The 26865-nt window shown below is 67.5% G+C and carries 13 protein-coding genes; 11 read left to right on the top strand and 2 right to left on the bottom strand.

Annotated elements, in window-relative coordinates; translation table 11 throughout:
* Nucleotide 1: 1 nt before the first annotated feature.
* Together AC1Q6X_RS23640 and AC1Q6X_RS23635 are read right to left on the bottom strand one after the other, a co-directional pair.
* Nucleotides 2-2350: a Tex family protein gene (locus AC1Q6X_RS23640; protein ID WP_070221739.1), complete on the bottom strand. Its 2349-nt coding sequence runs from the start codon at nucleotides 2348-2350 to the stop codon at nucleotides 2-4.
* Between the two features lie 94 nt (nucleotides 2351-2444).
* Nucleotides 2445-2810 (bottom strand): hypothetical protein, encoded by a 366-nt coding sequence (locus tag AC1Q6X_RS23635; protein WP_492498570.1) that lies wholly within the window; start codon nucleotides 2808-2810, stop codon nucleotides 2445-2447.
* Between the two features lie 259 nt (nucleotides 2811-3069).
* On the opposite strand from AC1Q6X_RS23635, the gene AC1Q6X_RS23630 reads away from it, so the two are divergent.
* From AC1Q6X_RS23630 to AC1Q6X_RS23580, 11 genes are all read left to right on the top strand, one after another.
* A complete protein-coding gene (locus AC1Q6X_RS23630; protein WP_176741242.1) occupies nucleotides 3070-3732 on the top strand; it encodes a secretin and TonB N-terminal domain-containing protein in 663 nt (220 codons plus the stop codon).
* Between the two features lie 2 nt (nucleotides 3733-3734).
* Complete coding sequence (locus AC1Q6X_RS23625; protein WP_492498581.1) at nucleotides 3735-4292, top strand: RNA polymerase sigma factor; 558 nt, start codon at nucleotides 3735-3737, stop codon at nucleotides 4290-4292.
* A complete protein-coding gene (locus tag AC1Q6X_RS23620; RefSeq protein WP_492498569.1) occupies nucleotides 4285-5232 on the top strand; it encodes a FecR family protein in 948 nt (315 codons plus the stop codon). The genes AC1Q6X_RS23625 and AC1Q6X_RS23620 overlap by 8 nt, the downstream gene beginning before the upstream one ends.
* 186 nt (nucleotides 5233-5418) lie before the next feature.
* On the top strand, nucleotides 5419-19056 hold the full coding sequence (locus tag AC1Q6X_RS23615) for a filamentous hemagglutinin family protein (RefSeq protein WP_492498568.1): 13638 nt from the start codon (nucleotides 5419-5421) through the stop codon (nucleotides 19054-19056).
* Between the two features lie 141 nt (nucleotides 19057-19197).
* Nucleotides 19198-20835 (top strand): ShlB/FhaC/HecB family hemolysin secretion/activation protein, encoded by a 1638-nt coding sequence (locus AC1Q6X_RS23610; RefSeq protein ID WP_492498567.1) that lies wholly within the window; start codon nucleotides 19198-19200, stop codon nucleotides 20833-20835.
* A 56-nt stretch (nucleotides 20836-20891) separates the two neighbouring features.
* Entirely contained in the window at nucleotides 20892-22673 is a 1782-nt protein-coding gene (locus AC1Q6X_RS23605; RefSeq protein ID WP_099411252.1) for a DUF2341 domain-containing protein, read from the top strand.
* A gap of 13 nt (nucleotides 22674-22686) precedes the next feature.
* A complete protein-coding gene (locus AC1Q6X_RS23600; RefSeq protein ID WP_034753784.1) occupies nucleotides 22687-23097 on the top strand; it encodes an ExbD/TolR family protein in 411 nt (136 codons plus the stop codon).
* Nucleotides 23098-23107: 10 nt separating this feature from the next.
* Nucleotides 23108-23824, top strand: a complete 717-nt coding sequence (locus AC1Q6X_RS23595; RefSeq protein ID WP_240453485.1) for an energy transducer TonB family protein — start codon at nucleotides 23108-23110, stop codon at nucleotides 23822-23824.
* A gap of 37 nt (nucleotides 23825-23861) precedes the next feature.
* A complete protein-coding gene (locus AC1Q6X_RS23590) occupies nucleotides 23862-25595 on the top strand; it encodes a putative porin (protein ID WP_492498566.1) in 1734 nt (577 codons plus the stop codon).
* 6 nt (nucleotides 25596-25601) lie between these two features.
* Nucleotides 25602-26303, top strand: a complete 702-nt coding sequence (locus AC1Q6X_RS23585; RefSeq protein WP_492498565.1) for a hypothetical protein — start codon at nucleotides 25602-25604, stop codon at nucleotides 26301-26303.
* 30 nt (nucleotides 26304-26333) lie between these two features.
* Nucleotides 26334-26825, top strand: a complete 492-nt coding sequence (locus AC1Q6X_RS23580) for a YbjN domain-containing protein (RefSeq protein ID WP_492498564.1) — start codon at nucleotides 26334-26336, stop codon at nucleotides 26823-26825.
* Nucleotides 26826-26865: the final 40 nt, after the last annotated feature.

Here is a 26865-nt window from a genome sequence, read left to right as displayed (position 1 = left end):
CTTAGCCGCGCAGCTTGGCGAAGGCGGCGGCCATGCTGCCGGCCGGCTCGGGCGCGTTGCGCGACTGCGACTGGTGCTGCGCCATGCTGCGGCGGTCGTTGCGGTCGCCACGCTGCTCGGGTTTGCTGCCCGCCTGCGGCGCGCTGTCCGTCAGGCGCATGGTCAGCGCGATGCGCTTGCGCTTCTCGTCGACTTCCAGCACTTTCACGCGCACCACTTGCCCGGCTTTCACCACCGTGTGCGGGTCTTTCACAAACGTGTTCGACAGGGCCGAGATGTGCACGAGGCCATCCTGGTGCACGCCGATATCGACGAAGGCGCCAAAGGCGGCCACGTTGGTCACCACGCCTTCGAGAATCATGTCCGGGCGCAAGTCGCGGATTTCTTCCACTCCTTCCTTGAAGGTGGCCGTCGTAAATTCCGGACGCGGGTCGCGGCCCGGCTTTTCCAGTTCCTTCAAAATATCGCTAATGGTCGGCACGCCGAAGGTTTCATCCGCATATTTTGCCGGGCTGAGGGTTTTCAGCAGCGCCGTTTCGCCGATGACGGCCTTGATGTCCTTCTTGATGTCCGCCAAAATCTTTTCCACCAGCGGGTACGATTCCGGGTGGACGGCCGAGGCGTCCAGCGGGTTCTCTCCGCCCATCACGCGCAGGAAGCCCGCCGCCTGCTCGTAGGTCTTGTCGCCCAGGCGCGGCACGGCCTTCAAGGCTGCGCGCGAGGTGAACGCGCCCTTCATGTCGCGGTAGGTGACGATGCTTTGCGCCACGCTGGCCGACAGGCCGGACACACGCGCCAGCAGCGGCGCCGATGCCGTGTTGACGTCCACGCCGACGGCATTCACGCAATCTTCCACCACGGCATCGAGCGAGCGTGCCAGCTGGCTTTGACTGACGTCATGCTGGTACTGGCCCACGCCGATCGATTTTGGGTCAATCTTGACCAGCTCGGCCAGCGGGTCTTGCAGGCGGCGCGCGATCGAGACGGCGCCGCGCAGCGACACATCCATGTCCGGCAATTCCTTCGAGGCGAACTCGGACGCCGAATACACCGACGCGCCCGCTTCCGAGACGACGATCTTCGTCATCTTCGCTTCCGGGTGCTGCTTGATCAAATCCTGCGCCAGTTTATCGGTCTCGCGCGAGGCGGTGCCGTTGCCGATGGAAATCAAGGACACATTGTGCTTGGCGGCAAGACGGCCCAGGGTATGCAGCGAACCGTCCCAGTCGTTCTTCGGCTGGTGCGGATAGATCACGGCCGTGTCGACCACTTTGCCGGTGGCATCGACCACGGCGACCTTGACGCCCGTGCGCAAGCCAGGATCGAGGCCCATGGTGGCGCGCTGGCCGGCCGGCGCGGCCAGCAGCAGCGCTTTCAGATTGGTGGCGAAGACGTTGATCGCGTCGAGTTCCGAGCGTTCGCGCAGCGCGCCCATCAGTTCAGTTTCCAGGTGCATGAAGCTTTTCACGCGCCAGGTCCAGCGCGCCGTGTCCGCCAGCCACTTGTCGGCCGGACGGCCTTGCTGCTTGATGCCGAAGCGGGCGGCGATGCGGCCTTCGCACGGATTGTGCGGCGCATCCCATTTCGGTTTTTCCGCTTCTGTGTCGAGGCGCAGGGTGACGTCGAGGATGCCTTCGCGGCGGCCGCGCAGCAGCGCCAGCGCGCGGTGCGATGGCACGGTGGAAATGGTTTCCGAGTAATCGAAATAATCGGCGAATTTTTCGCCTTCGTCCTGCTTGCCTTCCACCACTTTCGACTCGACGATGCCGTGTTCCTGCACGTATTCGCGCAAGGTTTGCAGCAGGGTCGCGTCTTCGGCGAAGCGCTCCATCAGAATCTGGCGCGCGCCGTCGAGGGCCGCTTTGGTGTCCGCCACGCCCGGGTTGTTGCCGTCGGCACTAGTAAACGCGTCGCGCAGGAACTTGCCCGCTTCCATTTCCGGCGTCAGTTCCGGGTTTTCCAGCAAGCCGTCGGCCAGCGGCATCAGGCCCGCTTCGATGGCGATCTGCGCCTTCGTGCGGCGCTTCTGCTTGTATGGCAAATACAGGTCTTCCAGGCGCGTCTTGTCTTCCGCGTGCATGACGGCGTCGAGCAGCTCGGGCGTCATCTTGTTCTGTTCCGTGATCGAGGCCACGATGGCGGCGCGCCGCTCTTCCAGCTCGCGCAGGTAGCGCAGGCGCTCTTCGAGCAGGCGCAGCTGGATATCGTCGAGGCCGCCGGTCGCTTCCTTGCGGTAACGGGCGATGAAGGGCACGGTGGCGCCTTCGTCGAGCAGTTCGATGGCGGCGGCAACCTGCACCGGTTTGGCGGCAAGTTCAAGGGCAAGGCGTTGTTCGATAGTGGGCAGCATGGTTGTTTCCAGAGCGATCAAGCCTGGAATGATACGCAATCGGCGCGATTGCGCAATCTTGACAGCGCAAATGGACTGTGCGTTGACAAGCGGCCTAGCGAGCCGGCAGCAGCGGGCTGGCGGGCGCGGGAGCCGGCGGGCGCTGCGGCGTGACGGACTTGCCGAAGGCATTGCCCATGCGGTGTTCGAGGGCGGCGCGGTTGTACAGCCCCAGCTGGTTGGACGGACGCTGCATGATCGCTTCGGCGCCGGACAGGGCGGGCGGCGGCCCGTTCATGGTGTTGCTATTCGGCAATAATTTTTCATTCAGGCAAGACATCGATGGCGCGCGCCGGCCATTCGCTTCCACTTCCACGCAACCCTTTGGCGGCGCGGCGGCCTTCACGACGACGGTGTGCTCGTCCGCCTGCGCGGGCAGGGCGGCGCAGGCCAACAGCAACAGTGATAACAGGCGTGCCATGGCGGCTCCTGGAGCGGTGAATAAGCGTCCAGCATAGCAAGGTCATGTGTCGCGGCGATGACACAGAGCGGGACGCGGGCTGGCGCCATGTCATGCAGTTGTCATTTTATGAAGCTACCATCCTGCCATTCTGCAGACAACATTGCAGTCAAGACACTTCATGAGCAGGATTTTTCGTTGCGTCCCCTGGAAAATGACACTAAGCCACCGCCGCGCCGCAAGGGGCAATGCCCTGTCCGCCTGCTTGCTGATGACATTGATGACATTGATGACATTCGCGCGGCCCGCTACCGGTGCGGATGGCGCTGATGCCGGCGCGCACTCTACCCTGCGCTTCGACTTGCCCGCCCAGCCGCTCGACGCGGCCCTGGTGGCGTTTGGCGAAGTGACCGGGTATTCCGTGCTCGTCAGCAGCCAGCTGGCGGCCGGCAGAGTGGCAGCGCCCGTGCGCGGCGACTACACGCCGGCCGAAGCGCTGCAGCGCCTGCTGGCCGGCACGCAACTGGGCGCGCGCTTCAGCGGCAGCAATGCGTTTACCTTGCTGGCGCTGGCCGACGCCCCGGCAGCGCCGGCGCCCTTGCCGGCCCAGGCCGCTCCTGCCGCGCCACCGCTGCAAGGCTATGCGGTCATCCTGCAGCGTTCGCTCACGCGCGCCCTGTGCCGCTTGCATCCGGACGCTTTCGGCCGCTACCGCCTGGCCTTCCAGTTGTGGCTCGACGAGCGGGGCAAGGTGCGCGCCGTGCACGTGCTGGAAGCGAGCGGTGTGGAACAGCGCGACAACGCCGTAGTGCAGCGTCTGCGCAGCCTGCTGATGGACGGCGCGCCACCGGCGGGCTTGCCGCAGCCGCTGACGATCCTGCTGACGCCGCGGCCCGACCCAGGGGCCGATTGCGCGCCCTACCTGCCGGCCGGAGCGACTTGACGATGTCGGACTTGCTGAAAGCCACCTTGCGCAAGCTGTTCCTGGAACGCTATGGACAGTTTCGCCGCCACCTGCAGCGCCGCCTGGGCTCGGAAGACCTGGCCAACGACGCGCTGCATGAAACATATTTAAGAGTGGAAAAGATGACCGCGCCCGAAGCGATCAGCTACCCGTCCGCGTATCTGATGCGCATCGCCATCAACATTGCGGAAGATCAACGCCGCGACAATGCGCGCCTGCTCAGCCTTCCCAATATCGACGACTTGTACGAGATGGCCGACGAGCTGGCCGACCCGGCCCGCACCTTCAGCGCGCGCGCCGAACTGGAAGAACTGGAACGGGCCTTGCAGGAGTTGCCGAAACGCCGGCGCGCCATCGTCATCGCCGCCCGCGTCGATCAGTTGCCGCACCGCGACATCGCCGAGCGCTTCGGCATTTCCGCCCGCACGGTGGAGAAGGAATTGCGCGCCGGCCTCGAACATTGCTGCGAGCGCATGGGACGCGATTTCATCCAGCGCTTCGGTCCCGGCGCGGGAAAAACGTCTAAACATCATGATTGAACAAGCGGAAGACGACATGGGTGTCATCCAGAAGGAAGCGCAGGCATGGGTCGTGCGCCTGGCCTCGGGCCAGGTCAGCGAACGCGATGCGCAAGTGTTTCGCCACTGGTGCGCGCGCAGCCGCAGGCATGCGACGGCGTTTGCCGAGGCGCGCGCCGTGTGGGGCGCCATGGCGCCGGCCGCGCGCGCCGTCAAGCGGGCACAGGCGCCAGTGAATACGGCGCGGCGCGCCTGGCTGGGCGCCGGCGTGGCGGCCTCGCTGGGCTTGCTGGCGCTGCGCCCGCCGACGGACCTGTGGCCGGCCGTGGCGGGCCTGGCCGCCGACTACGCCACGGGCACGGGCGAGCAGCGCGAAGTGGCGCTCGATGGCGGCGTGCTGGTGCAGATGAATACGCAGACGCGCCTCGACGCGGCGCCCGTGCAGGACGGCGCCGCATCGCTGGTGCTGCTGGCGGGCGAGGCGGAATTCCAGGCCGGCCTGCACGGCGCGGCGCGGGTGCGCGTGCAGGCGGGCGACGGCAGCGTGTCGGCCGGCAGCGCGCGCTTCAATATCCGCCTGTTCGGCCAGGAAGTGTGCGTGACGTGCCTGGCGGGCCGCTTGCGCGTGGCGCAGGCCGGCCACGATGCGGAACTGGCGGCGGGCCAGCAGCTGCGCTACCGGCCCGAGCATTTCGGCATTGCCCGCGCGGTGGCCAAGAGCGACGTCAGCGCGTGGCGCCACCGGCTGCTGGTTTTTAAACAAAGCACCCTGGCCGAGGTGGTGGACGAGGTGAACCGCTACCGTCCCGGCAAGCTGATCCTCAATGGTGACGCCTTGAAACAGACGCGCGTGCAAGCGAGCTTTTCGCTCGACCGCCTCGATGACGTGATCGCCCTGATCCAGGATGCGTATGGCGCGCGCGTGACGCGGCTGCCGGGCGGCATCGTGCTGTTCGGCTGAACCCCGCCTTGGCGCGCCAAGGCGGGGCGCCAATTATGACATTTTGATGACCTTTTGCAGTCCCGGACCTTGTTCCCTGTCAATGCTGCTGGAAGCCGCGAATCAGTGCCTGCCGCCCGCCCCGTGCGTGGTGCGCGCCGCCTCGCGATATCGGTCAGCAACGGAACATGAAAAGGGAATGTCGCCATGCAGCGAAGCAAGTCGGTCACGAAACACGCATCCTCCTCCGCCATGGCGGGCAACCGGACCGGTCTCCCGGTGCGTCTGAAACCGCTGGCGTTGGCCATCGCCATGCTGCTGCAGGCGGGCGGCGCGCAGGCGCAGCAGCCGTTCAGCGGCGCCTGGTTCGCGGGCAAGGGTGCGCAGCAGGGCACGGCCGCCACCACGGGGCGCCTGCCGAATGGCCAGCCGGCTACCTCGCTGAACAATCCCCTGCTGCAGCAGCAAAAGGCCGAAGGCAAGCTGCAGCAATCGCTGAATAACCTGTTGCTGGCCGCGCGCGGCATCGCCGCCGAGCAGGCGGTGCAGGCGGCCGCGCGCCAGGCGGCGCTGGCGGCGGGCGGCGCGCCCGATGGCCTGGTCAAGGGCGGCTTGCAGGTCGACACGAACAGCCTGACGGCCGGCTGGCTCAATGCCCAGGGCCCTGTGCAGACCCAGGCCGACGGCAAGACCGTCGTGAAGGTCGTGCAGACGGACGACAAGGCGATACTGAACTGGGAAAGTTTTAACGTCGGCAAGAACACCAGCTTGCAATTCGACCAGAAATCGAACTGGTCCGTATTGAACCGGGTCAATGATCCGCTGGCGCGCCCCAGCCAGATCCAGGGCCAGATCAAGGCCGACGGCACGGTGATGATCGTCAACCGCAACGGCATCGTGTTTACGGGCAGCAGCCAGGTCGATACGCGCAACCTGGCGGCGGCCGCCATGGGCATGAGCGACAGCCAGTTCAAGAGCGGCCTGTACGGCAAGGCGCAGGGCACGGGCGCCGTACCGACCTTCGCGAATGACTTGCTGCTGGGCCAGAATACCTCAACGCATGGCAAGGCCGAGGCGGACGTCGTCGTCGCCGCCGGCGCGCGCATCGACACGCGCAAGCCGCAGACGGTGACGGAAGGCGGCGGCTACGTGCTGCTGGCCGGCCGCAGCGTCGACAACGCGGGTGCCATCACCACGCCGAATGGCCAGACCACCCTGGCCGCCGGCGACGCCATCATCGTGCGCCCGGGCCAGGGCACGGACAAGAACCAGTACTCGAGCACGCGCGGCAATGAAGTCGAGATGCTGCGCGTGGCGGACAGCAAGGCGGGCAGCGTCGTCAACAACGGGCTGATCCAGGCGGCCGGCGGCGACATCACGCTGAGCGGCAACACGCTGCGCCAGGATGGCGTGCTGCTGTCGAGCACCAGCGTCAACGGACGCGGCAGCATCCACCTGGCGGCGGCGGGCGAGAATGCCGGCATCACCCTGGCGCGCGGCAGCGTCAGCGCCATTGTCATCGACGACAACGGCGCCACGGCGCTCGACGTGCAGCGCGATACCTTGCTGAAGGACACGGGCAAGGGCACGGACACGCCGCAGGACCGGCGCGACCAGTCGCTGGTGCGCATCGTCTCCGCTGGCAATGTCGAGTTCGAAGGCGACTCGCTGACCCTGGCCACAGGCGGCCAGGTGCTGGTCGACGCGGCCCGCCGCAGCCACGTGGCGCGCGACGCCGCCATCGACGTCTCGGGCGCCGTCGGCGTGAAGGTCGACATGAGCAGCAACAATGTGCTGATCAACGTGCAAGGCAACGAACAGCGTGACGCACCGGGCAGCCGCGACGCGAAATACCTGAACAACAGCGACGTGTGGGTTGACCGCCGCGACCTGGTGCTGGTGCCGGCCGGCACGAATGGCTACGCCACGGACCGCTGGTACACGGCCGGCGGCTTGCTGGAAGTGAGCGGCTACCTGAACACCAGCGGCCACGGCATCGGCGAATGGGCGGCCCAGGGCGGCACCGTCGGCTTTGGCGGCGGCGAAGTGGTGACGCAGGCCGGTTCGCGCATCAACATCGCCGGCGGTTCGCTGGACGTGCAGACGGGCATGGTCAAGCAGACGTGGCTGAAGGGCGCCGATGGCGCGATGTACAAGCTGAGCACGGCGCCCGGCGACAACCTGTACACGGGCCTGTACCGCGGCTATGAAAGCACGCATGCGCGCTGGGGCGCGAACACGACGGAAACGTACGCGAATGCCCTGATCGGCCCGCGCGAACGCCTGGAAAACGGCTATACGGTGGGCCGCGACGCGGGCCGCCTGATCGTGTCCACAGGCGCCGCCGTACTCGAAGGCGATATCGACACCTCCGTCTTCCAGGGCGAGCGCCAGCAGCGCAAGCGCGATGACGGCATGGACAGCTACAAGCAGGCGCAGACGGCGGCGGCGCGTGCCGGTCAATTAATCGTCGGCAAAATGACGCCCGTCTTCGATCCGAAGGCGGGCCGGCTGCGCGACAGCCCGCAAGCCGTGCTGGAAAAGGTCGAGATCGGCAAGGTGGCGGGCATCGCCGATGGCCAGCTGCTGAGCGAAGCCTTGCCGGCCGCGCGCAGCAAGACCTTGCAGCTCGATGCCGACTGGCTCAACGGGCTGGAGCTGGGTGCCCTGAATATCTACGCCTACGACAAGCTCGACGTCAATGCCGACGTGCGCGTGGCCGATGGCGGCGACATCGCCCTGCACGCCACCGACGTGGCCATCAAGGCGAATGTCAGCGCGCGCGGCGGCAGCATCGCCGCCGGCGACATCGTCTCGCGCTACCTGGCGGGGGCGGGCGACGTATGGGCTGAAGGCAAGCTGGTGCCGGACAACCGTCCCACGGGAACGGCCGGTGTGCGCGTGGCGCCCGGCGTGCGCCTCGATGCGCGCGGCCTGTGGAGCAACCTGGAACTCGATCCGGGCGCGGTCGCCGGCTTGCCGTATGTGAATGGCGGCAAGGTTACCCTGAAGAGCTCCGGCGGCATCGACCTGATGGGCGGCAGCGTCATCGACGTCTCGTCCGGCGCCGCCCTGATGGGCAATGGCAGCCTGCAGGGCGGGCGGGGCGGCGACATCACCCTGGCCGTCGACCTGCCGACGGAGAAAGCGCCGACGGGCGCCATGCTCAAGCTCGACGGCGAATTGCGCGGCCATGGCGTGAAGGGCGGCGGACGCCTGGTGATCGACAGCGGCGCGGCCGTCAGCATCGGCGGCAAGCTGCAGGGCGGCGACGTGCTGGCGGCGGGGACCGGCGCTGCGCCAGGCCTGCGCCTGGCCGATGAATTCCTGATCGCCCAGGGCGAGAAGATCCCCTTCGATCTTGCGCTCAGCACCAGCCTGATCAAGCCGGGCCAGGTTTTGAGCAAACCCGTGACGGCGGACGTGTCGGTGCAGAAACCGCTGGTGCTGGGAGCCGACCTGCTGGTGCCGTCAGGCGCCTATGTCGTCATCGCCGGCGGCACGTCTGTCTACCAGGGTTCCATCGTTCGCGCCGGCAGCGTGCTGACAGCCGTCAACAACCTGCCGGTCGGCTTCGTGGTCTCGGCGGCGGTCTTTCCGAACGGCTTGCCGATCCCGCCGGTGACGACGCAGTATGCGGCCGGCAGCATCGCCACCGACGACCTGCGCGCGCCGCGCGGCATGCTGCTGCCGGCCGGCACGGTGCTGGGGCGCGACGTGACCGTCAAGCCGCTGCTGGCGCTGGACGCCAGCCTGTTCCAGAGCGGCTTTGCCGACTATGCCGTCACGGGCCGCGATGGCGTGGTGGTGGTCAAGGACGCGCACATCGACGTCACCATGCCCGTGCTGCGCTTTAATCCCGCCACCGGCCACACGGTGGCAGGCGGCACCGACCCGGGCGCCGCGCTGGAAGTGTGGACGCCGCCGCTGAACCAGGAGGATGCGCGCAAGGCCCGCTTGACGCAGCGTACCGGCGCCGACCTGTCGCTGACGGCCGGCAGCTCCTACGTGAAGGGCGCCCTGGCGGTGCAGGAAGGCGCCGCCATCAAAGTCGATCCGGGCCGCCAGATCAGCCTGACGGGCAATGACCAGATCACCATCGACGGCCGCCTCGACGCCTGGGGCGGCAAGATCGCCGTCCTGCCGGGCACGTTTGGCACGGGCAATGAGGTGGATGTGCCGAACGGCAAGGGACATGCCACCTCGATCTGGATCGGTGACAAGGCCGTGCTCGACGTGGCCGGCCGCGCCACGGTCGCCACCGACATGCGCGGCGGGCGCTATGGCCGTGCCGACCAGGGCGGCAGTATCGAAATCGGCGCCCGCTACAAGGCCGATGCGGCCAGCGTCGACGCGGCCGATGCCTTTGTCGTCGTGCGTCCGGGCGCGCTGCTCGACGCCAGCGGCGCGCACGCCACGCTGGACTTGCCGCAGCAGGGCACCGTCAACGTGGCCGGCAACGGCGGTTTGATCTCGCTCAGTTCGTATAACGGCATCTTCGCCGACGGCACCCTGCGCGCGGCGGCCGGTGGCGCCGGGGCGGCCGGCGGCACCTTGGCGCTGGCGCTGGACACGCCCAATTATGGCAAGGTCAACCGCTACACCTTGCAAGGCGACAACGTGGACAACGCAGTGCGCGTGCCGCGCGAAATGCAGCTGGCGCAGGTGCAGGGCGAGAGCGCCTTGCCCGACGACTTGCGCGCCGGCCAGCAGGATGCGGCGCTGCGCTACGGCAGCGCGCGCCTGGGCGCCGACCGCGTGCAGGCGGGCGGTTTCGACAACCTGGCCCTGCACGTGAACGGCATGCTCAGCTTTGACGGCGACGTCAATCTGTCGCTGGGCCAGAGCCTGCGCCTGAGCGCCTCCTCGCTGGGGCTGGCGCAGCAGCCTGTGCCCGATGGCGAGGACAAGGCGGGCAGCCTCGCCAGCCAGGTGCGCCTGGCGGCGCCGTACGTGCGCCTGGGGACGGCCGCGCGTGCGCAGAAGGACGATTACATCGTGCCCAATGCCGTGAAAGGCTCGAAGAACCTGGGCAAGGGACGCGGCATGCTGGGCGTGCCGTTGGTGGCCGAAGATTCCCTGCTGCAGATCGATGCGGGCATGCTCGACATCGCGGGCGAGGTCAACATGGGCACGCGCGGCACCATCGCGCAGAGCAGCGGCGCCGACCTGGTGGTCGAACGCGACGCCTTCGAGCAGCTGACCCTGAGTAGCCGCGGCGACATGCGCCTGTCGAACAGCGCCGCCCTGTACCAGCCCGGCAATGCCAGCCTGGTGGCCGCGCAGATCTACCCGGCCACGGGCGACAGCGGCATGGTCACGGTGGGGCAGCAGAGCGGCATCGACGAGTATGGCAATATCCGCGTCACGCTCGACCCGTTGCGCACGCTCAATATCGGGCGCAGCGGCGACGGCGCCATGCCGAACCAGCCGTTCTCCGTGTTCGGCACCCTGAGCCTGGTCGCGCCCACCATCAATCAGCATGGCGTGCTGCGCGCGCCGCTGGGCCAGATCAACCTGGGCGCCGAAGGCTTTGAAGCCAATACGGGCCGCGTCAATCTGTTGCCTGGCAGCCTGACGTCCGTCAGCGCGAAAGGCTTGACGATGCCCTACGGCGGCACGCTCGATGGCTTGAGCTACCTGTATGACGGCAACGATGTTGTCTTCAAGGGCGTGGGCAACGGCCCGGAGATCGCCTTGACGGGCGCCGCCATCGACGTGCAGCAAGGCGCCGTGCTCGACATGTCGGGCGGCGGCACCTTGACGGGCGCGGCCTTCCTGGCCGGACGCGGCGGCTCCACCGACGCGCGCCTCAATCCGTTGGTGCAGATGAAGCCGAACGGCGGTTTTACCTTGCCCGGCCTGAACACCAACCCCGTGTACGCCATCCTTCCCGGCGTGCAGCCGGACGTGGCGCCTTTGACGGCCGAGCAAGGCGCGGGCAAGCCCGCCGTGGGACGTCAGATCACTATCGGCGCGGGCGTGCCCGGCCTGGCGGCCGGCACCTACACCTTGCTGCCCTCGAATTTCGCCCTGCTGCCCGGTGCGTTCCGCGTGGAATTGAATGGCCTGGCCGGCGCCGTCGAGGCGGGCGGCACGGTGGCCATGCGCAATGGCTCGTATGCGACGGCGGCGCAGACGGGCGTGGCCGGCACGGCGATCCGCGACGTGGTGGCGCGCCAGGCCATCCTCACGCCGGCCGACGTGCTGCGCACCTATTCCCAATACAACGAGACGGGCTATGCCGCCTTCGCCGTGGCGCAGGCTACGCGCGACGGCGTGCCGCGCGCCGCGCTGGAGCGCGATGCCAAGGGCGTGCGCGTGCAGCTGATCGCCCCGTCCGTGCACAGCGTCAAGGACAACCATACGCCGTTGATGATGGATGGCAGCGCCCTGTACGCGCCGGCCGAGGGCGGCTTCGGCGGCTCCCTGCTGCTGGGCACGGGCAACCATGCGTCGACGCGCTACGAGGTGCTGGCCGACGGCACGGCGCCGCTGGCCGATTTCAATGGCGTCTCCGTGCATGCCTCGCAGATCAATGCCTTCGGCGCCCAGCGCGTGGGCATCGGCGGCTTGCCGCGCGTGACCTACAGCGACTTTGGCACGGGCAGCAACCAGCGCGCCAATATCGCCGCCATCAAGGAATCGGCGGGCGGCATCGTGCTGCGCGACGGCGCCGTGCTGAAGGCGGCCGAAGTGTTTCTGGTGACGGCGAGAAAAGACGACGGCATCGTCCTGGAGCAGGGTTCCGGCATCAATACGCTGGGCCGCGGCAAGGCCGCCTGGGATTCCCGCGACGGCTATGTGTACGAGCCCATGGGCAGCGTGCTGGCCGTCTCGAACGGCTGGCTGGACATGCTGCCGGCCGCGCCGCCGTCGTCCGAATCGTATGGCCCCGGCATCATCGATATCGGCGCGTGTGCGAAGGCGGGCGGCGCCTGCAGCGGCAGCACCTCGCTGTATTCCGAGGGCACCATCGCCGCCGTGACGGAGCGCGCGTTTACCCTGCGCGACAACGTGCGCTACGGCACGCGCAACCTGGTGCTGGCGATGGGGTCGATCAATGTCGGCAGCGAGGCGTCGCTGGCCGACGCCAGCGCGCGCGGCGCCCTGCCGGACGGCCTGGCGCTGAACCAGGGCGTGCTCGACCGCCTGCTGCGCGGCGACACCAGCACGGGCGCACCGGCGCTGGAAAACCTGGGTTTGACGGCGCGCAATTCCTTCAATTTCTATGATTCGTCGCAGCTGTCGACCATCGATGCGGCCACGGGCAAGTCGTCGCTGTCGCGCCTGGTGCTCAACACGCCCGCCATCTACGGCTATGGCGGCACGGACGCGCTGGCGCGCATCCACACGGACACCCTCGTGTGGCAGGGCGCGACGAATGCGCCCGGCGCCGTCGTCGCCAATGGCCCCGGCACGGGCAGCGGCCGCCTGCAGGTCGACGCCAGGCGCATCGAGTTCGGCTTCACGCCGGACAGCCGTCCCGACACCATCCACAAGCTGGACCGTCTGGTGCTGGGCTTTGGCCAGGTGGCGCTCAATGCCAGCGAACAGCTGACGGCCAACAACAAGGGCAGCCTGTCCGTCTACCAGTCGCAAAGCGCGTGGGATACGGCCACCAATGGCTACCGCTACAGCGGCGGCGATTTGCTGATCAACACGCCGCTGTTGACGGGCGCGGCCGGCTCCGTCAACCGCATCACGGCGGGCGGCGCCGTCAAGGTGAGCGCACCGGCCGGTGCCGCCGCCGCCACGCCGACGAATGCGGCGCTGGCCGGTGCCCTGGGCGCCGAAGTGGCCCTCAGCGGCAACAGTGTCAGCGTGGATACGTCGGTGGTCTTGCCGAGCGGAAAATTGACCCTGTCGGCCGAGCGCGATGTATTGCTGGGTGACAAGGCCAAGCTGGACCTGGCGGGCCGCAAGATCGATTTCTACGACACCAGCAAGTACAGCTGGGGCGGCGACGTGATCCTCGACAGCCGCGAGGGCGACGTGCGTCAGGCGGCCGCTTCCGTGATCGACGTGTCGGCCGTGAACAACCGCGCCGGCAAGCTCAGCGTAATCGCCACGGGCGAGGCGGCCGGCACGGCCGACTTGCGCGGCAGCCTGCTGGGCGGCGCCAGCGGCAGCTATGACGCGGGCGGCACTCAGGTAGCCTACGCGGCGGGCGGCCTGGAGCTGCGCGCCCAGCATGTCGGCGATTTCGCCGGCTTGAACCAGCGCCTGAACACGGGCAAGGTATTCGGCAGCCGCGGCTTCCAGCTCAAACAGGGCAATCTGGCCATCGGCGACGAACTCAAGGCGCGCGAAGTGAGCGTCTCCGTCGATGGCGGCAGCCTGACGGTGAACGGCCGCATCGACGCCAGCGGCGAACAGGTGGGCAGCATCCGCCTGGCCGGCCGCGATGGCGTCACCATCCAATCCGGCGCCGTGCTCGATGCGCACGGCACGGTGCTGCGCACGGACAGCTATGGCCAGGTGATCGAGGCGCCGAACCGCGCCGTGATCGAACTGGCCGCGCCTGGCGGCCGCCTGACCCTGGAAAACGGCGCGCGTTTCGACCTGCGCAGCGGAGACAAGGGCGGCAACTACGGCAGCATCGACCTGAACGCGCGCCGCCTCGGCGGCGCCACGGGCGACGACATCGACATCGACGCGGCCGGTGCGCTGAACATCGCCGGCGCGCGCACGATCAACGTCAATGCCTTCTGGCAATACAAGGATGCGCCAGCGGGCACGGGCAAGGATGCGGACGGCCGCAGCTACCAGGGCATCAACCAGGCTTACCTGAACGAGAAACACGGGGACAGCCAGGCCTTCATGGCCAATGCGCTGGCGAACGGCAACTTGATGAACAACAAGCTGCGCGGCTTGCGCGGCGACGCCAATGCTTTCCACCTGCGCCCTGGCGTCGAGATCGTCAGCGCCACGCCGGGCGGCGACCTGCATATCGATGGCGACATCGACCTGTCCGGCCACCGCTATGACGGCGTCAATCCGCTGGCGCGCCTGAGCGGCGTGTACGGCTCGGGCGAGGCCGGTGCGCTGGTGCTGCGCGCCGGCGGCAAGCTCAGCGTCTTTGGCAGCATCACCGATGGTTTCGATACCAGCGTCCTGCCCGTCACGATCGATGACAAGGGCTGGCAACTGGTGAAAGGCCGGCTGCCGTGGGGCGGCGAGGTCGTCGTGCCACAAGCGGGCCTGGTGACCCTGGCCGAAAACACCTATTTCAAATCGGGCACGAGCGTCAATTTCGCCGTGCCGATGAAAGCCATGGAGTTGCGCAGCGGTACCTTGCTGGCGGCGCGCGCCACCTTGACGGCGGAGCTGAACTTGCCTGCAGGCAGCGTGCTGGGCGGCGCCGTGCGCAATGCCGACGGCAGCGTGCTGTACGCGGCCGGCACGGTCTTGCCGAAGGCGCTGACCTTATCGAGCGGCATGCAGCTCGATGCCGGCCTGCGCCTGCCTGGCGCGGCCCAGGTGGCGGCCATGGTGTGGCCGGCGAACGTGGCCCTGCCTTTCCCGGAAGGCCGGCCGTGGGACGTGGCCGATGGCACGAATGCCGTCAATGGCGTGGTGCTGGCCTCGGCGCTGGCGCTGGACAAGGGCAGCGTGCTGCCCGCCGGCACCGTGGTCAGGCTGCCGGGCGACGTCACCATGGTGTCGCTGCGCAGCGCGGATGGCAGCGGCAGCCAGGGCCGCAACCTGGCGCTGGCGCCCATGCTGGCCCAGGGTTCGCAAGCGTGGTCGCTGCGCCTGGTGGGCGGCGCCGATACGGCGGCGGCCGACACGCGCGCGTTGAAACCGCATGCGAAGGACGCCCATCTGATGCTGGCCGATACGCATTACGGCCTGGACGCGGTGACTTCCATCGTGCCGGGCACGGGTTCGCCGGCCAAATATATCTTCAGCGAAGCGGCTCTCCTCGAAGGATATCCCGAAGGCGAGGTTGACATCAGCTGGTTTGGCGACGAGGCAAACATGCTGGAAAACTATGGCTATCTGGTGGTCAAGGTGGCCGACGGCACGCCGCCTGAGAAGGTGACCAGCGTGGAGCCGGCGCGCCAGCCCCTGTTCAGCGTGCTGCGCACGGGCACGGGCGACCTCGATTTGCTCGCCGCGGGCGACTTCGACATGCGTTCGCTGTATGGCGTCTACACGGCGGGCACGCAGTCGGCCTCGCCGCTGGTCGGCGGCAAGGATCTGTTCAACCTGCCGCGCGGCCTGAACGCCAAGGGCCAGCTGCTCGGTGCGCTGGGCACGGACTTTACGCCGTTTGTCGATGGCGGCAGCCAGAGCCTGTACCGCGCCTGGTATCCCGAGCATGGCGGCAATCTGCTGCTGCGCGCCCAGGGCGACGTCAAGGGCGATACGCTGGGCAGCTCCACCCAGCGCCGCGAGGATGCCATCGGCTGGCTGCGCGCGCAACAGGACACCAGCGACATCGGCACCTGGCTGTGGCGCCAGGGCAGCGGCAGCACGGGAGGCGGCGTGCCGACGGCATGGTGGATCAATTTCGGCACCTATGTCGCGCGTCCCGAAGGCGTCGACCTGTTCTCGGGCTTGCCGGGGCTGTCGGGCTTCACGGGCATCGGCACCCTGGGCGGCGGCAATCTGCTGCTGCAGGCGGGCGGCGACGCCGGCATGCTGGCCTCGCGCGCCGATCCGGGCGGCGAGTTCGCGCCGCGCAGCCAGGGCCTGAACGTGGCCGTGGGCAGCACGGGCAGGGTGACGCCGGACGGCAAGCTGCTGCTGACGGGCGGCGGCGACCTCGATATCCGCATCGGCGGCGGGCTGAACCCCGTGGCCGAGGTGCGCAGCTTCGACAGCAATAGCGACCGTCCTAACCCGAATACGCGTTTCGAACGCCAGATCCCTGGCCTGAACAGCACGCTCACCAACCTGCGCGGCGCGCTGCGCCTGGAGGCGGGCGCCGTGGGCGGCATCGAATTGCGCTTCGACCGCGCCGATCCGACGGAATCGCGGCCGTATGAAACCTACACGGCGGGCACGGCGATCGCCAGCGGCGGGCCGATCCTGGTGCCGGGCGACAGCGGCGTGCGCATCGATGCGCGCGGCGACGTGGTGCTGGGCGGCGTGGCCGATGCGGGCCGCGTGAAGCAACTGGGCTATGGTTCGCCGTTCAGCTACCAGGGCGTGGAGCGCACCGGCGAAGGCTGGAGCTGGTTCTCGCTGTGGACGCCGGCCACGGCCATCGACCTGTTCAGCGCGGGCGGCAACCTGACGCCCACCTCGTCCTGGATCAATGCGATGGCCGGCGACAACCACGCGCCGACGGACGGGCGCTTCGTCATGCCGTCCGTGCTGCGCGCCGTGGCCGCCAGCGGCAGCTTGTACTACGGCAATGCCAGCCTGGGCAGGCTGGGTGATGGCGGCAAGGTGGACATGCCGCAAAACGGCGTGATCCTGGCGCCGTCGCCAGTGGCGCCGCAATTTGTCAGGACGGGCGCGGGCCAGCTGGAAATGCTGGCCGCCGACTCCATCCATGCGGCCGGTTATCCGATCACGCCATCGGGCGCCGACCCGCGCCTGCTGCCGAATCCATTCAATCCGGGCTTCGTCGGCGCACTGGACAAGGTCTGGTTCGGCCTGCTGCCGCTGCATAACGTCAGCGCCGATGCGCTGGCGCCGGGGCCATTGAAATGGTTTGGTACGACGTCGAATGGCGCCAGCGATGCCAATCAGCAAGTGTATCCGCTGTTCAGCATGACGCCGCCGACGGTTTCCGACTATGTGCCGGCAGGCCAGATGCCTGCGCACTTCTATGCCAACAACGGCGACATCGTCGGCCTGCGCACGGGCGGCATCGTGTACCGGGCGAAGCTGAAGGGCGAAACGGGCCCGCTGGGCCTGTGGTACGAGGGCGGCGGCGCCGTGGCCGTGCGCGCCGGACGCGACATCGTCAACTCCGGCACGCCGCTGGGAACGGTCGAGAGCGTGCCGGACGGCGCGGCGGGATGGACCGGCCAGCCCTTTGCCAACAGTCCCGAGCTGCCGGAAAAGCCGGTCGTCTTCGGCAGCTCGTCGGCGCGCGGCAATCTGTTCGTGCACCGCCATGCCGATGACGTTTCCGTCGTCAGCGCCGGGCGCGATATCCGCTACAGCACCTTCTATGTGGCGGGGCCGGGCCAGCTCAATGTGAGCGCCGGGCGCGACCTGTACATGGCCGACAAGGCGGAATTGCGCAGCCTCGGCTCCATCGTCAATGTCGGCCAGGACAAGCGCGGCGATGGCGCCGGCATCAGCGTGGCCGCCGGCGTGGGCCGCAACGGTCCCGACTATGCGGCCTTCGCGGCGCGCTACCTGGACCCGGCCAAGCTGGCCGACCCAAGCAAGCCGCTGGCCGACCAGGCCGGCAGCGCCGTGTATGTCTACGGCGGCAAGCTGACCCTGGCCGACTGGCTGCGCGGCCAGTTTGCCTACAGCGGCGACGAGGCGGGCGCTGCCGCCTTCCTCGGCACGAAGCAGGCCGAACTGGAAAAGGCAGGGGCGCAGACGGGCGGTGTGCGGCGCGACCTGGCGCGCGAATACGCGCAGGTCAGCCAGCTGCACCTGGTGAACTGGCTGACGACGCGCTTTGGCGGCGACAGCGGCCTGGGCATCCGCTACGACCCGGCCACCGATGCGCGCAGCTTCTTTGCCGCCTTGCCGAAGGAACAGCAGCAGGTGTACCTGAGCAATGTCTACTTTGCCGAGCTGAAGGCGGCCGGACGCGAGTACAACGATGCGGACGGCGCGCGCCGCGGCAGCTATCTGCGCGGCCGCGAAGCCATCGCTACCCTCTTCCCGGCGCAGGACAAGGCGGGCAAGAAGATCGAGTACAAGGGCGATCTGACGATGTTCAGCAGCGCGCTGTACACCGTGAGTGGATACGGCGGCGTGTTCACCAAGCGTCCCGTCGCGGGCGTGCGCTACCTGAGCCCGCAGGAATGGGCCGAGGCGGGCCGTCCCGACTACAACGTGCCTTACGTGACCGTCAACGATGCCGGCATCCACACGGATTTCGGCGGCGACATCGGCATCACGGTGCCGGGCGGCCGCGCGCTGATCGGCGTCGACGGCGGCTATGCGCCGGGCGAAGGCTCGGGCGTGCTGACGCAGGGACAGGGCGACATCCAGATGTATGCGAAAGACAGCATCCTGCTGGGCCAGAGCCGCATCTTTACTACCTTCGGCGGCAACATCCTGGCCTGGTCGGCCACGGGCGACATCAACGCGGGCCGCGGCACCAAGTCCACCGTCGTCTACACGCCGCAGCGCCGCGCGTACGACAGCATCGGCCTCGTCAGCCTGTCGCCGAGCACGCCGACGACGGGCGCCGGCATCGCCACGCTGAATCCGATCCCGGAGGTGCCGCCCGGCGACATCGACCTGATCGCCCCGCTGGGCAGCATCGATGCGGGCGAGGCGGGCATCCGCGTCTCGGGCAACGTCAACCTGGCCGCCCTGCAGGTGGTGAATGCGGAAAACATCCAGGTGCAGGGCAAGTCCACGGGCGTGCCAACCGTCGCCTCGGTGAACGTGGGAGCACTGAGCAATGCCAGCGCGGCCGCGACACAGGCCGTGACGGCGGCGCAGGACGTGCTGCAGCGCGAACGGGCCGCCACGCGCCAGGCGCAGCCATCGTTGTTCACCGTGAAAGTGTTGGGTTTTGGCAACGAGCAGGCGGATGAGGGCGGCACCGGCAAGCAGCAGGGCGGCGAGCCGCACGCGTCCAGCTACCAGCCGGCCGGCGTGGTGCAGGTGCTGGGCGCGGGACCGTTGACGGCGCCGCAGCTGCAGGCGCTCACGCCGAACGAGCGGCGCGGACTGCAACCGTGAGTTTTATGAACATTTGATGACATTCGGCAGTCGTCGCGCGCGGCGGCTGTCTAGGCATCAGTAGATGAACATCAGCAACAAAAAAACGCCGGCCCAGCGCCGCAATACAGGGCAACCGTTTGATTTTAAGGTGAATGGAAGATGCGTGAAATGACAACCAAGGGCAGGGGCGTGCCGCCAGCGGCGCCTGCAACCGCCTTGACGATGCTGTGCCTGGCCATGCTGGCGCTGCCCGGCATGGCGCGCGCGCAGGATGCGGTGCCGGCGGCGGCCCCCGTGGCCGCGCCGGAACGGCAAGTGACGATCGAGGAATACCTGGTGCGCGGCAATACCGTGCTCGACGCCCGCGCCATCGAAGCGGCGGTCACGCCCTTCCTGGGGCCGGGCCGCACTTTGAAGGACGTGGAAGGGGCGCGCGACGCCCTCGTTGCTGCATATCAATCCCGGGGCTACCAGTCCGTCTACGTGGACTTGCCGGAGCAGCAGGTGGAGCAGGGCGTGGTGGTGCTGCAGGTGAGCGAAACGAAGGTGGGACGCTTGCGCGTGGTCGGCGCGCAATACAACTCGCCGCTCGACGTGCGCCAGCAAGTGCCGGCCCTGACGGAAGGCACGGTGCCCGACTTTACGCAGGCGCAAGTGGAACTGACGGCCCTGAACCGCGGTCCCAAGCGCCAGGTGATGCCGCTGGTCAAGCAGGGCAGCCTGCCCGGCACCATGGACGTGGACCTGAAAGTGGACGACAGCAGCCCGTGGCGCGCCAGCGTGGGCTTGAACAACGATTACAGCGCCGATACGAAGAAATTGCGTACCAGCATGTCGGTCGGCCACGACAATCTGTGGCAGCTCGGGCATAGCGCCACCATCAGCTTTTTCGGCACGCCGGGCGACCTGAACCAGACCAAGGTGTGGTCCGCCTCGTACGTGGCGCCGATCGGCACGCAGGGCTGGAGCGTGGAAGCGACCGGCTACCAGTCGAACAGCAATGTGGCCAGCACGGGCGGTACCAGCGTGCTGGGCAAGGGCCATGCGCTGGGCATGAAAGTCAACTACACGGTGCCCAACAGCGGCATCTGGTGGCACAGTTTTTCTGCCGGCATCGATTTCAAGGATAACCAGGAAGCGCTCAAGCTCAATGGCACGGGCAGCAATATTCCGCTCAAGTACGTGCCCCTGAGCGTGTCGTATAACGGCTTTGCGCAGACGGAGGCGGCAACGTATGGCCTGGGCCTGTCGCTGGTGGCCGGCACGCGCGCCGCGTTCGGCTACGGCAGCGACAGCGCTACCTACGACAACAAGCGCTACAAGGCTACACCCAGCTTCCTCGTCCTGAAGGGCGACGCCAACGCCACCTATACCCTGGGCAGCGGCGCGCAGCTGTACGGCAAGCTGGCGGGCCAGCTGGCCGATGCGGCGCTCGTGTCGGGCGAACAGATGGCCGCCGGCGGCGCCAATTCCGTGCGCGGCTACCTGTCGGCCGAAGCGACGGGCGATTACGGCGTGTCCGGCACGGTCGAATGGCGCACGCCCCAGCTGACGTATTTCAGCCGCCTGGAAAACTGGCGCCTGTTCGCCTTTGCCGATGGCGCGCGCCTGCGCCTGCGCGATCCGATGATCGAGCAGAAAGACCTGTTCGGCCTGGCCTCCGTGGGCGTGGGCAGCAGCTTCCAGTTCCTGCGCTACCTGAATGGCCGCATCGATTTTTCGTATCCGCTGCGCGATGGCCCGCGCACGCACAAACACGTGCGCCGCATCAATTTCAACCTGTCGGCCAGCTACTGACGGGCCAGCTCAACAGCACTGCACTTTTTTAGACTTTTCTTCGGAGAATCACTGTCATGCAACGTTTTCTTTTTCTGCTCACGATCCTGGGCACGCTCGTTCCCGGCCTGGCGCATGCCTGGTGGCAGCCCGACTGGGCTTACCGCAAACCCGTCACCGTCGACGCCGGCCCGAAGGCGGGCGCGGTGGGCGGCGATCCCGGCCGCATCCCCGTGCTGCTGCGCTTGCATTCGGGTAACTTCAACTTCGAAGGCGTCAGCGACAACGGCGCCGACCTGCGCTTCGTGGCGGGCGACGATAAAACGGTGCTGAACCACCAGATCGAGCAATTCAATCCGCTGCTGGGCATCGCCCTGATCTGGGTCGACGTGCCGGCCCTGACGGCCGGTACGCCGCAGCAGCTGTGGATGTACTACGGCAATCCGAAGGCGCCCGCCTCCGGCAACGGCCAGCGTACGTTTGACCCCGACTACAGCCTCGTGTACCACTTCAGCGAACCGGGCGTGCCCTCGCGCGACAGCACCGCCTACGGCAACCATGCCCAGACGGCCGTGCCGGCGCTCGACGGTTCCGTCATCGGCGCCGGCGCCCGCCTGGGCACCACGCCATTGATGCTGCCCGCCTCGCCATCGCTGGCGCTGGCCGCCGGCGCGCCGTTCACCTTTTCCGCCTGGGTGCGTCCGGACAGCCTGGGTGCCCAGCAAGTGCTGTATGCGCGCCGCGACGGCGCCAATGAATTGCTGATCGGCGTGGACCAGGGCGTGCCTTTCGTGCAGGTCAACGGTCAGCGCAGCAAGCCGGGCCAGCCTATCCAGGCCGCGCAATGGTCGCACCTGGCCGTCAAGGCCGACAAGAACAATGTGGCCCTGTACGTGGGCGGCCGTCCGGCCGTCTCGCTGGCCACCGCCCTGCCGGCATTCAGCACGGCCGCCTCGGTGGGCGCCGATGCGCCGCCGGTCGCCGCCGGCGCCGCCGCCCTGGCCAACTTCACGGGCGCCATCGACGAGCTGCGCCTGTCGCGCACGGCCCGTCCCGACGCCCTGCTGCTGGCCGACGCCGTCTCGCAAGGCTCCGAATCGCGCCTGGCCGTGTTTGGCGCCGATGAACAGCAGGCCGGCAAAAGCCATTTCGGCTTCATCATCGCCGCCATGCCGCTCGACGCGTGGATCGTCGTCGGCGTGCTGGGCCTGATGATGGTCTTGTCGTGGATCATTATGATCGGCAAGGGCCGCAGCTATGGCGCCATCTCGCGCGCCAATGCCCAGTTCATGCAGTCGTTCCACGAAGCGGCCGGCGCGCCGCTCGATCACCTGGCACGCAACGGCAAGCTGAGCGCTTCCGTGAAAACGGATTCCTCGCTGTGGCGTCTGTATGACGTGGCCATCGACGAGATGCGCCGCCGCCACGACCGCGGCTACGACTTGAACGCCGTCTCGAACGCGACCATCGGCGCCATCCGCGCCGCAATGGATGGCGTGATGGTGCGCGAAAGCGAGCGCATGTCCAAGCGCATGATCTGGCTCTCGACCACCATCGAAGGCGCGCCGTACGTCGGCCTGTTCGGCACCGTGATCGGCATCATGCTGGTGTTCGTCGTGGCGGCCATGGCCGGCGCCGTGGACATCAACTCGGTGGCGCCGGGCATGGCGGCAGCGCTGCTGTGTACGGCTGCTGGCCTGGGCGTGGCGATTCCCGCGCTGTTCGGCTACAACTGGCTGTCCTCGCGTTCGGACGCCATCGTCGCCGATATGGCCGTCTTCGTCGATGAATTCGCCACGCGTCTGGCGGAAGAGCAGGGCGACGGACGCCAGATGCGTCCCGCGCTGCATCAGGCGTGAGGGGCGCATAACCATGGCCACCTCCGCCAAGTTTACCCCCCGCAAGCGTAGCGGCGGCATCAACATCACGCCCTTCGTCGACGTGCTGCTGGTGGTGCTGGTGATCTTCATTTTGACCAGCAACGCCAGCATCCCCGGCATCAAGGTCGACCTGCCCAAGGCCAGTTCGGCCATGGCGCTGGAAAAACCGAAGACCAAGGCCATCACCATCGACAACGCGGGCCAGGTCTTCCTCGACGCCTATCCCGTCACCTTGCCCGAGCTGGAAGAGCGCTTGCGCACGGAAAAGGCGCTGACGCCCGACTTCCCCGTGATCGTGCGCGGCGACGCCGCCGTGCAATACGCGAAAGTGGTCGAAGTGCTGGACCTGCTGCGCCGCATCGACCTGAACCAGGTGGGCCTGGTGACCGGCAAGCCGGCATGAGGAGCGCAAGGTGAAGCGTGACGACATGATGAAGATGGCCGGCTCGGAATCGTCGGGCGCGGCGCAGTGGTGGCGCCGCTGGGGCGGCGTGGCCGGCGGCGCGCTGCTGGCCGCTGCGCTGGCCGCGCTGGTCTGGTATTTGCTGTCCGATACGGCGGCCACCAAGCGCGAAGTGGCGGCGCCGCCGATGCTGATGCTGCCACCGCCGCCACCGCCGCCGCCGGAACCGGAAAAATTGCCGGAACCGACACCGGACAAGGTGGTGCCGGAAGTGTCCGAGCCGGAACCGACGCCTGCCGACAAGCCCATGGATGACGCGCCGGAAAGCCCGTCGCCGGACAAGGGCGACCCCGTCACCATCGACGGCGCGGCGCAGGCCGGCAGCGACGCGTTCGGCATCCAGGCCGGGCGCGGCGGCGGCATGAGCGGTAGCGGCGGTGGCGGCGGACTCGGCGCGGGATCGTATGGCCGCTACGTCGCCAACGCGCTGCAGCTGGCGTTCGCCCGCGACCCGCGCACGCGCCAGCTGGCGTTCGCCGACATCCGCGTCGACCTGTGGCTCGATACGGAAGGCAGGGCGACGAAAGTGCAGCTGGTGCAAGGCACGGGCAATGCGCAGACGGATGAGCAGGTGCTGGCCATGGTGCGCGACTTCCGCGCCGATGAGCGGCCGCCGGCGTCCCTGCGGTTCCCGGCCCGGGTATCCATTAAAGGCCGCAGGCCATAGCGTCCTTAATTCATATTAATTTTTACCGAAAGAAGCGATGAACCTCATATTTTCTTCCCCACAGCGTGCGCGCCGCCTTCCGCTGGCGCTGGCCGCTTTCGCCCTGAGCGTGGCGGCGGGCGCAGTACAAGCGCAGGCACCGGCCGACAGCACCATGGTCAAGCTGATCCGCGGCCTGATCCAGAGCGGCGCCCTGAACAAGGATGCCGGCGAAGCCTTGCTGGCGCAGGCGCAGAGCGAAGCGCTGGCCGCGGCGCAAGCCCGTCCGGCCGCCGCACCGGCCGCCCTGGCGCAAGTGCAGCCGGGCGACGTGCGCGTGCCGTATATTTCGCAAACCGTGCGCGAGCAGATCCGCGACGAGATCAAGGGCCAGGTCATGGCCGAAGCAAAAGCGGGCGGCTGGGCGGCGCCGAATGAAACGCCGGCCTGGACCAAGCGCATCCGCGTGGAAGGCGACGTGCGCGCACGCTACGAATCGCGCTATTACGACATGGCCAACAGCAATATCGAGATCGACTGGCGCTCGCTCAACAGCGGCAGCGGCTACGACGTCAATTCGAACACCAACCTGGCCCTGCCGGCGTTGCTCAACACGCGCGAAGACCGCAAGCACTTGCTGCGCGCCCGTGCCCGCCTCGGTATCCTGGCCGACATTTCCGACACCACGCAAGCGGGCATCCGCCTGGCCAGCGGCAATGACGACAGCCCGGTATCGACCACGCAAACCCTCGGTGGCGGCCTGGGCAAGAAAAACATCTGGTTGGACCAGGCCTGGCTGTCCTACCAGCCCGCTTCGTGGCTGAAACTGACGGCGGGCCGCTTCGACAATCCATTCGTGTCCGGCGACGAACTGTTTTCCAGCGAACTCAATTTCGACGGCATCGCCGCCAAGGTGCAGCAGCCGGTCGGCGAGAGCAAGGACGTCACCGTGTTCGGCACCCTGGGCCTGATTCCGCTCGAGTATTCGTCCGACAATGCGCCTAGCCGCAGCCAGGCAAAAATGTCGAGCGAAAACAAATGGCTGCTCGGCGCGCAAGTGGGCGCGTCGTGGAAGATCAATAGCGACCACCAATTGCGTGGCGCCTTGGCCTATTACAACTTCCGCAACATCAGCGGCGAGTATTCGCAGCCGTGCGCGCTGTATGCGGGCGCCGATGGCTGCAGCACGGACTGGTCGCGTCCATCGAGCATGCAAAAGGGCAATAGCTTGATGTTGCTGCGCAATATCGCCCTGAATCCGCTCGATCCGGCCAACACGCCGCAGCCGCAATTCGTGGGCCTGGCGTCGAAATTCCGCCTGGCCAACCTGAATGCGCGCTGGGATAGCAAGGTCGCGGGCGGCACGGACTTGCGCATCGAAGGCGACTATGTGCGCAACATGGCCTACGACAAGAATGAAATGTGGGCGCGCGCCAAGGGCGGCATCATGAATAACTTCGGCGGCACGGGCGGCGTCTCGCAAGCCGATTTCAAGAGCGGCGGCAATGCCTACATGCTGCAGGCGACCCTGGGCAAGGCCAGCCCGGCGGCGCGCGGCGACTGGAACGTGCTGCTCGGTTACAAGCGCATCGAACCGGACGCCTTGCCTGACGCCTACAACGATTCCACCTTCCATCTGGGCGGCACGAATGCGCGCGGCTACTACCTGGGCGGCGCGTATGCGCTCGACAAGAATACCTGGCTGAACGGCCGCTGGACGTCGAGCCGCGAAGTGTTCGGTTCGGCACTGTCGATCGACACCCTGCAAATCGAATTGAACGCGCGTTTTTAAGGAGCCATGATGTTGATATCCAACAAAATGCGCCTGCCTTTATTGCTGTTGAGCTTGCTGGCCGCCGGCACCGCCCAGGCGCAGGGACAGAAGGGGCAAAGCATGGAAGAGCGTTTGCGCGCCGAGTTGCGCAATGTCACGGCGCAGCTGCAGCAGACGCGCGGCGAACTGGAAGCGCTGAAAGCCAAGGGCGTGCCGGCCGCCAAGGCGGCGCCCGCCGCCGCGGCGCCTGCCAGCGATGGCGTGAAAAAGGAGCTGGCGCGCAGCCAGGCGCAGCTGGCGCAGGAACGCGCGCAGCGGGAAAAACTGGCCGCCGAGCAGCAGCGCAGCGCCGCCGCCGCACAGGAGGCAACCGCGAATTTGGCGCAGTACCGCCAGGCCGGCGAACGGCTGGCCGCCACGGGCAAGCAGATCGAAGCGGAGCGGGCGCGCCTGGACGGCGAAGTGACGGCCCAGCGCAGTGCCCTGGCGCGCTGCGAAAGCAAGAATGCCCAGCTGTATGCGGCCGGGAAAGAGATCCTGCAGGCGTATGAAAGCCTGGACGTGCTGGACGTCATGAAAGCGCGCCAGCCGTTCGCCGCGCAAAGCCGGGTGAAACTCGAACAAATCGCGCAGCAGTACGGCGACCAGCTGTACCAGGGCCGCTTTGATGCGCGTCAAACCGAAGCGGCAGCAACGCCGGCCGCGCCCGCGCCGGCACCCCAATAATTTTTACTTTTTGAAATGAATGGAATGACGATGGAAAACACGAATATCGACTTGCTGACCACTCTGAATGCGGAACAAACGGCCGAGGCCATCAAGGCGGCCGGCTGCGCCGTCACCAGCATCGAACACGACGGCGTCGTGCGCCTGCACAGCGCCAGCCATGGCATCGGCTTTCAGGTGCTGTGGGGTAATGAAGCAGCGCCTGGCCAGTACGCGGACCTGACCCTGAGCTGCCCGCTGCGCGTGCAGGGCGGCGACTTGCCGGCCGGTTTGCTGGCCGAATGGCACCGCAGCAAGCGTTTCGCCCGCGTGGCCCAGCATGGCGATTTCGTCGTGCTGGAGATGGATGTGCTGGTCGCCGGCGGTGTCAGCAAGGAGTACCTGAATATCAATCTGCAACTGTGGACGCAGATGATGGGCCAGTTCTTCTTGTTTTTGCGCAACTTTACGCCGGCCGATACGAGCACGGCACCGGTAGTCGAGGCCGCCAGCGTGGCCGAAGAAGAAACTGTGCCGGCCTGATAAGCCCTCCACAGGCGGCGAAAAAAGGCCCGTGACGGGC

The organism is Janthinobacterium sp. GW823-FHT06H09 (assembly GCF_058794735.1).
The sequence above is the reverse complement of the archived record's forward strand: the minus strand, read 5'-3'. Positions and strand labels throughout refer to the sequence as shown.